Annotated in this window: 7 protein-coding genes and 1 pseudogene; 4 read left to right on the top strand and 4 right to left on the bottom strand. The window is 72.3% G+C overall.

Annotated features, from left to right (window positions below):
• Positions 1-378 precede the first annotated feature (378 nt).
• Positions 379-671: pseudogene (locus POF43_RS14050) on the top strand (SpoIIE family protein phosphatase); the annotation flags it as partial.
• A 1285-nt stretch (positions 672-1956) separates the two neighbouring features.
• On the opposite strand, the gene POF43_RS14045 reads toward POF43_RS14050, so the two are convergent.
• The 3 genes from POF43_RS14045 to POF43_RS14035 form a co-directional block, all read right to left on the bottom strand.
• Positions 1957-2502: a hemerythrin domain-containing protein gene (locus POF43_RS14045; RefSeq protein WP_282704576.1), complete on the bottom strand. Its 546-nt coding sequence runs from the start codon at positions 2500-2502 to the stop codon at positions 1957-1959.
• Between the two features lie 722 nt (positions 2503-3224).
• Complete coding sequence (locus tag POF43_RS14040) at positions 3225-4196, bottom strand: SDR family NAD(P)-dependent oxidoreductase (protein ID WP_271322605.1); 972 nt, start codon at positions 4194-4196, stop codon at positions 3225-3227.
• Entirely contained in the window at positions 4193-5386 is a 1194-nt protein-coding gene (locus POF43_RS14035) for a zinc-dependent alcohol dehydrogenase (protein ID WP_271318326.1), read from the bottom strand. Before POF43_RS14035 ends, POF43_RS14040 begins: the two co-directional genes overlap by 4 nt.
• Before the next feature lie 258 nt (positions 5387-5644).
• Between POF43_RS14035 and POF43_RS14030 the strand changes: the two genes are divergently transcribed.
• The 3 genes from POF43_RS14030 (at position 5645) to POF43_RS14020 (ending at position 9396) form a co-directional block, all read left to right on the top strand.
• Entirely contained in the window at positions 5645-7921 is a 2277-nt protein-coding gene (locus POF43_RS14030) for a catalase (RefSeq protein ID WP_271322607.1), read from the top strand.
• A gap of 291 nt (positions 7922-8212) precedes the next feature.
• Positions 8213-8791 (top strand): RNA polymerase sigma factor, encoded by a 579-nt coding sequence (locus POF43_RS14025; protein ID WP_271322608.1) that lies wholly within the window; start codon positions 8213-8215, stop codon positions 8789-8791.
• The gene (locus POF43_RS14020) at positions 8788-9396 is read left to right on the top strand and encodes a hypothetical protein (RefSeq protein ID WP_271322609.1); all 609 of its coding nucleotides are present in this window, start codon (positions 8788-8790) and stop codon (positions 9394-9396) included. The genes POF43_RS14025 and POF43_RS14020 overlap by 4 nt, the downstream gene beginning before the upstream one ends.
• A gap of 939 nt (positions 9397-10335) precedes the next feature.
• On the opposite strand, the gene POF43_RS14015 is transcribed toward POF43_RS14020, so the two are convergent.
• Entirely contained in the window at positions 10336-10662 is a 327-nt protein-coding gene (locus tag POF43_RS14015; RefSeq protein ID WP_271318600.1) for a nuclear transport factor 2 family protein, read from the bottom strand.
• Positions 10663-10709: the final 47 nt, after the last annotated feature.

The following is a 10709-nucleotide window of genomic DNA, read 5'->3' as shown; positions in this document are numbered from 1 at the left end:
CCAGCAGCTGCTGGGCGAGCCGGTCGAACTCACGGAAGGGGTCAGTACGCATCAACATCACGAAACACCTCCAGGGGATCGGGCAGTACCTGCCACTGCCGCTGCGGTTCTGCTGCCCTCATTTCTAGCATGTCATCCATCCGATGACAAACACTTACGTCATCGAGTGGATGACAAGAAGCGTTCCCGTCTGACCGCCCCGCGCACCCCGTCGAACAGGTCGTGGAAGTCGCCACCCAGCAGGTCGCGGTGGCGCGGCGTTGGTCATTGCCGTCGCCTCGCGACGTGGTGTCCGCGTGGCATGCGGGGTCTTGTCCACGGCGCCGAATGCCGCTTCGGCGTCGGCGAAGGTGGCGGGGGTGGAGTCCGGCAGACCGCCCGCTGGACGACGCGCGCCGGGGTTTCTTCCTCGGCGACGTGTGCGGCAAGGGCCCGCAGGCGGCGGCCGTCACCTCGCTGACCCGCTGCACGCCGCCACCCTGCACAACCCCGACCCCGTCGAGGTCCTGACCACGCTGAACATCGTGCTGAGCCAGCGGTACAGCAGCGGCGACACCCGCTACTGCACCGCCATCCACGGCACCCTGGAACGGCGGAACGACGGATTCGCCGTGAACCTGGCCTCCGGCGGCCACCCGCTGGCGCCGGTGCGGCGCTCCGACGGCGGCGCCCCGCCCGGGCCGCTGGACAGCTTCCGCGACGGCCTCTGCGACGACACCGTGCTCCTCGGCATGCCGGCGCCCGGCCTTCCGGACGACGACCTGGCATGAGCGCCCGGCCGATCGCCGCCCACCCGGAGACAGATGCAAACAGTCCCCCGATCACTTGGGCCGGTCAGGGGCGTTCTCGTTCGGTGTTCCCCGTCAAAGAACGTGATGCCCCGTTGATCTCCGCCCACGGGGGCACGGGAAGGGCGCAGTTGCGTGCATCCGTTGGGCTAGTGGAGCGAGGCGACGAAGGACACGACCGCGATGATCAAGAAGATCGCCACCGCGGTGACCGGAATCCAGAGTCGACCGCTGAACCAGCGTGACAGGAGTGAGGGCTTGCTCGAGGTCGATGGGGTGGCCACGGAAATGGCTGCTTGATCTTGCTGTGTCATGGCGCAGGACGATAGCAGGTGAGAGCCCAACAGCCGTTGGTCGTCCGGGCGTTGCCCTGCGTTGCTCGCGAACGTGCCTGCTGAGCGGATCCCGGCCCGGGCATCCGGTGATGTGGGGGTTCGGAGGCGGGTGATGCCGAGGGGCCTGCGGCCGCCGCTACCGCTCCGCCGCACAGTCGGCTCCGCCGCAAGAGCCCGAACCACCGGCCTCACACGGGGCAAGCGGTACTCGGTGCCCGCCGCAGAGCGCCCCCACCCTGCTGGGAGAGGTGCTGTTGCTCTCCTTGGAGGGCGCCGAGGATGACGAGACAGGCGGTCGGGCCGGGCACGATCCACCGCATGAGGGACAGCTACCGCTGGACTCGCGTGGAGTCGACGGGCGTCTTGGCGGCGATTTCCTGGTCCCCGGGTCGTCGGAGGAGACCAGGTCGACCTTCTTGCCCGGCGCGCGCGGGCAGGCGGTCGCCACGAGGGCGGCGGCGATGAGGACCACCTTCGCCGCGGAGGACGCGCCGCCCCCTCCTGGTGCTTGACGCGATCGCTGTGGCGACCAGCAGACCACCGGCCCCGACGAGGTGGGCACCGACGGCCGGAGCACCGGCGGGCACCCACTTCGGCCAGCAGATCCCGGCCGTCCTCGCCGTGCGCATCTCGGTGCGCCCCTGTGCGGCGGCCACACCGTTCACTCCCACGGTCCGCATCAAACACGGCGTTCGCCGGCCAGTACCACCATCGGTTCACCACCGGCCGACGGGGGTCGAGGCCGCAAGGGGCGAGCGCGGTGTCGGTCTGCGCCTCGGCGTGGGCCGCGGGAGGGTGCTCCGGTCGTGCTCGGCTGCCGGACGGGCCTCAGGTCACCGGCCGCGGCCGGTGAGGGCGTCGCGGAGGCGGTCGACCAGACCGGCGCCGGGGGCGAGGAGCTTGTTGTCGGGGGCGAAGGGGTGGGGGCGGGTGGGGGCGGTCCGCCTCGCCTTGCGGATCTGCTCGCCCAGGTCGTCGAGGTCCTGGCCGGAGCAGGCGTCCGCGAGCCGGGGGAAGAGGTGCTGCTCCTGGTCGGCGGCGTGGGCGCAGACCAGCAGCTTGAGCTTGGCCACCAGGTGGTCGAACTCGCCGTCGTCCGCCGGCCTGCCCTCCAGGTCCTTCAGCAGTTCCCCGAGGTCGCCGTGGGCCTCGATCTCCTTGTCGGCCAGCTCGTCGCCGCCGTCGACGTGCTCACGCACGGCCGGGTACAGGTAGCGCTGCTCGACGGCGGAGTGGCGCATCACTGCGGCGGTGAGCTTGTCGGCGAGTTCACGGCGCCCGGGATCACCGAGGAGTTGCTGCTCGATCCGCGCGAACAGGTCGTCCACCTCCCGGTGGTCGGTGGTCAGTTCGTCGATGACGTTCCCGCCGTGTTCCATGGCCCCGCTCCCTCGCCGTCCGTCCAGCCGTCCGGCCGGATCGAGGCACGCCTTTCCGTTTCCGGCGTCCGCAAAGATCCACCGGCCCGCACGGGCTCAGGGGTTTCCTGCCGCGACCGCCCCGGGCTGCCGGACCGGGGTGTGCCGACAGCACCGGGCGCGGTCCCCGGTCCGCGGGACGGAAACCACCCATGGGACGCGGCCGATCCCGCGTATCGCCTGATGACGGGCCCGGATTCCGGAATCGGCCGGGCGACCGCGGTCCGCCCGGCCGGCGACGGGTTCGACATCGGCATCGTTCTCAGCGACCGCGGGGAGCACCCACCGGACCGCTGAGGAGGTACAGCGCCACCGGCGCACCGCGGCCGCCGGCAGCTCGGCCCCTCCGGCCTCCCGGCGACGCCGGCACCGTGGACGCCTCGTCGACGAGCTGGGCGGGGAGACAGGCGTGTCGATGAACCGCGCGGGGCACCGGAAACCTCGACCCCGCGAACGGACAGCACTCCACGAGACGTTCCAGCCGGTACTGGACGCGGACCCGACCGGGCCCCTCCTGCCCCGCCCCGAGACCCCTTTCGCCACGGGTGCCTCATGGAGCGCGACGGGCGGGATACTGCGCAGGGGCCCGAGGGCCGGCTCCCGCCCCGCGACGACAGCTGGCGCCGTCCCTGCTCCGGACCCGCCCGCCCGAACCGCCCGCGACCCCGCGGCCGGGCGGGCCGTCAGGCGGTGTCCTGGTTGAAGCGGCGGCCCGCACGGTCGCCCAGCACGGTCAGCCTTCGCACCGCTGGCGAGTCCAGGCGGCGGGCCGCCATCGCGCCGGACACGTCGTGCTCCGGGGCGGCCCCGGCCGCCGGCAGCAACCTCGCCGCCAGCGTCATCAACCGCGTGGTGGTGGCCGGCGCGAGCCCCTGCAACCGCACCGCCACCTTGGCCGCCGGCGTCAGCACCACCTCCGGCCGACGCCGCCACGCCGCCCGCACCACCGCCCGCGCCGCCCGTTCCGCGTCCATCGACAGCAGCGGCAGCGACGCCGCCGCGGCGAACCACGCGTACTCGTGCGGCGCGTCCCCGCTGAACCGGGCCGCGGTGTGCGAACCGGTCCGCATCAGCCCCGGCACCACCGTCGTCACGCTCACCCCCTCACCCGCCAGCTCCGCACGCAGCCCCTCCGACAGGCCCGTCACCGCGAACTTCGCCGCCGCGTACGGCAGCAGGTGCGGCGGTGCGACCTTTCCGCCGACGGAGGCGATCGTCACCAGCCGCCCGCGGCGCTCGCACAGATACGGCAGGGCCGCCAGGGTCAGCCGTAGCGGCGCGAAGTACATCGTCTCGGCCGCCTGACGGAAATCCGCCTCCCGCGCGGCCGCCAGCGGACCCACCTGGATGATCCCCGCGTTGTTGACCAGCACGTCGATCCCGCCGAACGCCCCGGTCGTCTCCCCCACCAGGTGGGCCGGCGCGTCCGGCGCCGTCAGGTCGCAGGCCAGCGACCGCACGTCCCCGCCCTGTGCCAGCAACTCCCTTTCCGCGCGCCGCAGTTCGTCCCCATCGCGGGCGCAGAGCATGACCCGGCAGCCGCGTCGCGCCAGTTCCCGCGCGATCAGCAGGCCCAGCCCCCGCGACGCCCCGGTCACCAGCGCGACCGGCCGGCGCACCGCCCGCCCGCCCTTCCCGCCGTTCTTCGCACTCACGGCCGCAGCACCACCTTCGTCGCGCCGTCCTGCTTCTTCTGGAACATCTCGTACGCCGCCGGCGCCTGCTCCAGCGGCAGATGGTGGCTGGCGAAGGACTCCACACCCAGCGGGTCGGCGTCGTCGGTCAGCAGCGGCAGGATCTCGTCACTCCAGCGCCGCACGTTCGCCTGGCCCATGCGCAGCTGGATCTGCTTGTCGAACAGCGTCAGCATCGGCAGCGGATCCGACATACCGCCGTAGACGCCGCTGATGGAGATCGTCCCGCCGCGCCGCACCATCTCGATGGCCGTCCGCAGCGCCGCCAGCCGGTCCACCCCGGCGTGCTGCATGAGCCGCGCCGCCCACTCGCGCGGCAGCAGCCCGGCACCCGCTTGTGCCACCTGCTCAACCCGGGAGCCGTGCGCCTCGGCGCCGACCGCGTCCACGACCGCGTCCGGCCCGCGCCCGCCGGTCTCCTGCCGCACCGCGTCCAGCAGGCCGTCCTGCGAGTCGAACGCGGTCAGGTCGAAGACCGTCACCCCGTCCTCGCGGGCGCCCCGCAGCCGCTCCGGCACCAGGTCCACCCCGATGACCTGCTCGGCGCCCAGCTGCCGCGCGACCCGGCAGGCCATCCGCCCGATCGGCCCGAGCCCCAGCACCGCCAGTGTCGTCCCCGGCCCCGCCTCCGCGTACCGCACCGCCTGCCACGCGGTCGGCAGCACGTCCGACAGGTACACGAACCGGTCGTCCGGCGGGCCCTGCGGTACCTTGACCGGCCCGAACTGGGCCTGCGGCACCCGCAGGTACTCCGCCTGCGCGCCCGGCACCGCGCCGTACAGCTTGGTGTAGCCGAACAGCGCAGCGCCCATGCCGTGCTCGGTGACCTGCGTGGTCTCGCACTGCGTCGGCAGCCCGGTGGTGCACATGAAGCAGTTCCCGCACGCGATCTGGAACGGGACGACGACCCGGTCGCCGGGCTTGAGGTTGTCGATCGCGGGGCCGACCTCCTCCACGACGCCCATCGGTTCGTGGCCGAGGATGTCGCCTGGTGTCATGAACGGTGTCAGGACCTCGTAGAGGTGCAGGTCGGAACCGCACAGCCCGCTGGAGGTCACCCGGATGATCGCGTCGTTCGGCTCCTGGATGACGGGATCGGGCACGGTCTCCACCCGCACGTCCCGCTTGCCGTGCCAGACGGTCGCACGCATCGGCCGCTCCTTTCGGGTCGTCCCGGATCCGGCGTTCACTGCGAGTACCCGGGGCGGCCGCGGGCATGCGGCAGGCCCTCCCATCCGCCCACCCGCCCTGGACACCCTGGACACCCTGGACACCCTGCGACGATCCCGCCACTCTCATGGGGTGAATTTTCGCGCCAAGAGCGATAAAGAGCGTTTTCGGCCGGTTACGGGGGTACGCGTGGCACGCACTTCGTTGGTGCGGTGACTCCCCCGAAAGATCGGAACGACGTGAGCGAGAAGAAGAACCCGGTGGCCGCCGCGGCGGAGAAGGCGGTCGACAAGCTGCAGGAGGCCATTCAGGGCGGTAACGAGATCCCGGGTGTGCCGGCGTCCGAGGCTCCGGCGCTCCAGGAGCCGTCCGAGCCGCGTGGGCCGCTGCCTCCCAAGCACGACCAGCGTGGGCCGGAGACCTACAGTCCTACCGGCCAGCTGACGGGGACGGCGCAGAAGGAGGTGGCGCAGGGTGGGGAGCGTCTGACCACCGCCCAGGGGACGCGCCTGTACGACACGAACCACTCGCTGAAGGCGGGGCCGCGCGGTCCGGTGCTGCTCCAGGACCACCACCTGCGGGAGAAGATCACCCACTTCGACCACGAGCGCATCCCCGAGCGGGTCGTGCACGCCCGCGGCGCCGCCGCCCACGGGGTGTTCCAGGGGTACGGCAGCGCCGCGCGGCTCAGCAAGGCCGCGTTCCTGGGCAAGGACGTGGAGACCCCCGTCTTCGTGCGCTTCTCGACCGTGCTGGGGTCGCGCGGGTCCGCCGACACCGTGCGCGACACCCGGGGCTTCGCGACGAAGTTCTACACCTCCGAGGGCGTCTTCGACCTGGTGGGCAACAACATCCCGGTCTTCTTCATCCAGGACGCGATCAAGTTCCCCGACGTCATCCATGCCGGCAAACCGCACCCGGACCGGGAGATCCCGCAGGCGCAGAGTGCCCACGACACGTTCTGGGACTTCGTCACCCTGCACACCGAGGCCACCCACCACACGCTGTGGAACATGTCGGACCGCGGCATCCCGCGCTCGTACCGGATGATGGAGGGCTTCGGCGTCCACACCTTCCGCCTGGTGAACGCCGATGGTGGCACCACGCTGGTGAAGTTCCACTGGAAGCCGAAGCTCGGCGTGCACTCCCTGGTGTGGGAGGAGGCGCAGATCACCTGCGGAATGGACCCCGACTTCCACCGCCGGGACCTGGCGGACGCCATCGAGGCCGGGGCGTTCCCGCAATGGGAGTTGGGGGTGCAGACCTTCCCCGACACCGAGGAGCAGATGTTCGAGGGCATCGACCTGCTGGACCCGACGAAGATCGTGCCGGAGGAACTGGCCCCGGTTCAGCCGATCGGCCTGCTGACGCTCAACGCCAACCCGTCGAACTACTTCGCCGAGACCGAGCAGGTCGCCTTCCACGTCGGGCACCTCGTCCCCGGCATCGACGTCACCAACGACCCGCTGCTCCAGGGCCGGCTGTTCTCCTACCTCGACACCCAGATCAGCCGGCTGGGCGGCCCCAACTTCGCCCAGCTGCCCATCAACCGCACCCACATCCCGGTCAACGACATGCTGCGCGACGGCATGCACCAGACCGCCGTCCACCGCGGTGTCGCTCCCTACCGGCCCAACTCCCTCGACGGCGGCTGCCCGTTCCTGGCCGGAGCCGACACCGGCGCCTACATCGAGGTCCCCGCCGAGGTCCCCGCCGCACGCAAGGTGCGCGAGGCGCCGGCCTCCTTCGACGACCACTTCAGCCAGCCCCGGTTGTTCTGGCTGAGCATGACGCCCACCGAGCGCGAGCACATCGCCGCCGCGTACACCTTCGAACTCAGCAAGTGCTGGGAGACGGCGATCAAGGAACGGGCGCTGCTCGTGCTCGCGAACATCGACGCGGAACTGTGCGCCCAGGTCGCGGCCGGGCTCGGGCTCCCCGCCCCCGAGGCGACCGTGCGGCCGGCGGCGGTCGAGCCGAGTCCGGCCCTCTCCCAGCTCGGGCAGACCTGGCCGGCCGACGGTCGGATCATCGGCATCGTCACCGACGGGGAGGACCTCGACGCGGTCCGCTCGGTGCGCCAGGCGGTGCTGGACGCGGCGATGGTCCCGCTGGTGGTCGCCCCGGTGGGCGGCAGGCTCGGCACCGGCGCCGACGCCCTCGACGTCCAGCGCACCTTCACCGCGGCCAGGTCCACGGAGTTCGACGCCCTCCTGCTCGCCGGCAGCCCGCCGCCCGGTGCGGACGCCTACGGCGCGCGGGATGCCAAGGTGGACGACGCGACAGCGCAGGTCCGGGCCGTCGACCCCCGGGTGCTGCTGATGCTGTCCGAGGCGTACCGGCACGGGAAGGCGATCGGGGCCTGGGCCACCGGCATCACCGCCCTGGAGGCGGCCGGCATCCCCTCCGACGCCCCGGGTGTCGCGACCGGCGACAGCGCGCGGACCGTACTGGAGAACGTCACCGAACTGCTCGGCAACCACCGCGTGTGGGAACGGTTCACGCCGGCGCTCTGAACCTGCCGACACGCCGAGTGGGCCCCGCCGCCGGCCGGGGCCCACTCCTGCCTCATCAGTCCCTACCGCGCTCCTCGGCCCGTCCTTCGGCCCCCGGCACATCCCACCGGCCACCGGCCCCGCACCGACCCCCACGGCAAACGAACTCCCTGGCCAGGAACTCGTCCGCGTCCCGTCCCGCCGGGGCGGTGGCGTTCCGGCGGAGTGCGCGTGTAACGCTTTCGGGCGCCGCGGACTAGTACCGGGTGTAAGGCATCCCACGCACCCATGACCTGTCCTGAGGAGCTTCCCGTGTCAGCGGAGCATCCGACAGCACCACCCACGCGGGACCCGGCCGGGTTCGCCGCGTTCTACGAGCAGCAGTTCGACACCGTGCTCGGTTTCGTCACCCGACGAGTCGACAACGCGCCGCTGGCCGCCGACCTGACGGCGGACATCTTCGTGGCCGCCCTGGAGGGCGCGCACACCTACGACGCCCGGCGCGGCGCACCCGTCGCCTGGCTGTACGGCATTTCCCGCAACGTCATCCACGCCCACTTCCACGGCGCCGCCCGCGAACGGCAGGCGGTCGCCCGGATCAGCGGGCGACGGCTGCTGGACGACCAGGACGTCAGCGCCATCGAGGCGCGGATCGACGCCGACCGCGCCGCCCGGGAGCTCGCATCCGCCCACGCCGCCCTCTCCGACCCGCTGCGCCAGGTGCTCGACCTGATCGTCGTGGACCGGCTCACGATCCGCGAGGTGGCGCAGGCGCTGGGCATCAGCTCGGCAACCGCCCGGGTACGGCTGCACCGCGCCCGCAAGGCCCTGCGCGCCGTCGGCCGCACCCACGTCACCACCTGCGAAACCCTTCTGGAGGCCGCCCAGTGAACGCCCCCGCGCACTTCAAGCAGCAGCTCGCCGCCGAACTGCACGCCCACGCCGCGACCCTGTCCGCGCCCCGCGGCCACCGGGCCCTGTTCCGGCTCCCCGCGCCGCGCCGCGCGCTGCCCCTCGCCATGGGCGTCGCCGCGGCGGCCGCCGCCACGGCGATCGCCCTGCCCCTCGCGTCCGGGGCCCACCCGGCGCAGCGGGCCGCGGCACCGCACAGCGCGGCGAGCAGCGGCGGTCTGAACATCGTCAACGCCGACTACACCGTGCAGTCCAAGGCGGGCGGCCTGGTCTCCGTGCAGTTGTTCGACCTGAAGGGCGTCCCCGGCCTGCAAGCCGCGCTGGACAAGGCCGGCATCCCCGCGAAGGTGCTGGCCCCCTCGGCCTCGTGCCACGCCCCCACCCCCACCGGCGACAGCCCGCACGGCAGCCTCCTGAAGGCCGTGCCGCCGTCCGGCTTCCACAGCGACGGAGCCCGCGACATCAACCCCGGCGCCATCGTCGCGGGCGACCACCTGCTGTTCGTCCCGGCGTCGAAGAACGGCCCGGTGACCTCGCTGGCCATCACCCTCGTGCGCCAACTGCCCAGCTGCATCGCGCCCTAGGCGTTCCGTCCCGGCCGGGACGGCTCTGCCGCCCTCGCCATGAACCGGTGGAGACCGCCTGTCGGGTCAGGTGCTCGACGCGCGCTTCGAGGGTGAGGCGGTCCCGCCCCTGGAAGGTGAGCCGCATCGGGTCGTCCGGGTCGAGTTCAACTCGACCCGCATCGACGGGTGTCCGTACGTCTGCGACTTCCGGCGTCGGCTCCCTGAGAACAGCGTCCGCGGCTGAGCACACAACGCAGGAGCGCCACCGGTACGACCGGTGGCGTTCCTGCGCGTTCGGTGTTCCTCCGCACGGGTGCTGCAAGTGGACGCCGATGAAGCTCCCGTCGAACCCCATGGCGGCCAGGACTCGCGGGCCGGCGGGCGGGCGAGCCGGAGTCGGGTGTTTGCGGAGATGATCGGCCAGGTCCATCGATCGGCCGCCTCCGGCTCCCGCAGTCGGGGCTTCGTCCGGCCCAGGGTCTGCTGGCACAGCCGAAACGTGTGTTCCAGGTCGAGCGTCGCGGGAACGCCTGCCGGGCCCGGTCGGCGTCTGTGCCGCTGGCGCCCGTCCTCGAGGACCATGGCCGCACCGCCGGCGCCTCATGGTCCTTCGACAGGTGCTCGACCTCCCGCCGGATCAACGTCCCCCCGGTCAGGGGAAGTTCTCCTTCGTGGTCCCTGGCCCATCTGCGGTCCGGTTCCGACCGGGCAGCGGTCGAAGCGGCCTTCGCCCCGTACTGCTGACCTTCCGGGCTGGAGAGACCTCATGCGTTCCGCGCAGATCACCCGAGGACAGGAGCCGGCTCACTGCTGAAGCACCACCGGACCGCCCGAGGGCATGATCGTGCGGCTCACTGGCCGGAGCCCCTTTTGACGGGCACCGGTGACGTGCTGGTGCGCACGCACGATCGTGGTCGCCGGAGGCGTACCGCGGCTGACGGCGCGGCCGGCGGGGTGTCAGAGGATGCGCAGCGCCGCGATCAGCCCGCCGGCCAGTTCGAAGGCGAACGTGAGACGGGCCTCGCCGCCGGGGAAGTCTCCGACGACGTGCACCGCCAGGCGGTATTCCCCGTCGGAGATCCGCTCGGTGCCCGTCACGGTGGAGGTGTACGTCCACGGGCCGATGCCGTGGTCGCGCCAGCCGCGGATCTCCGCACGCCCGCTGTACGTTCTGCCCTCGTCCAGCACCGTGCCGTCCTCGGTGAAGCACTCGGCGCAGGCCCGCGTGTCGCGTGCCTCGGCGGCCTTCAGGTAACGGTCGATGACCTCGGGAGTCGTCGTCATGGCCTGTCTCCTCGTCCGTGTCGCCGTCGTCCGGCGGGCCGTGCGCC

Source organism: Streptantibioticus silvisoli, assembly GCF_027947535.2.
GTDB classification, from domain to species: Bacteria; Actinomycetota; Actinomycetes; order Streptomycetales; family Streptomycetaceae; genus Streptantibioticus_C; species Streptantibioticus_C silvisoli.
Note: the sequence above shows the minus strand (reverse complement) of the source record. Positions and strands in the feature narration are given on the sequence as shown.

Coding starts and splice junctions, on each gene's coding strand:
- POF43_RS14035 (WP_271318326.1), bottom strand. CDS start 5,386: ATGCGTGCGACCGTCTGGCACGGCAAGCGGGACGTGCGGGTGGAGACC.
- POF43_RS14015 (WP_271318600.1), bottom strand. CDS start 10,662: ATGACGACGACTCCCGAGGTCATCGACCGTTACCTGAAGGCCGCCGAG.
- POF43_RS14045 (WP_282704576.1), bottom strand. CDS start 2,502: ATGGAACACGGCGGGAACGTCATCGACGAACTGACCACCGACCACCGG.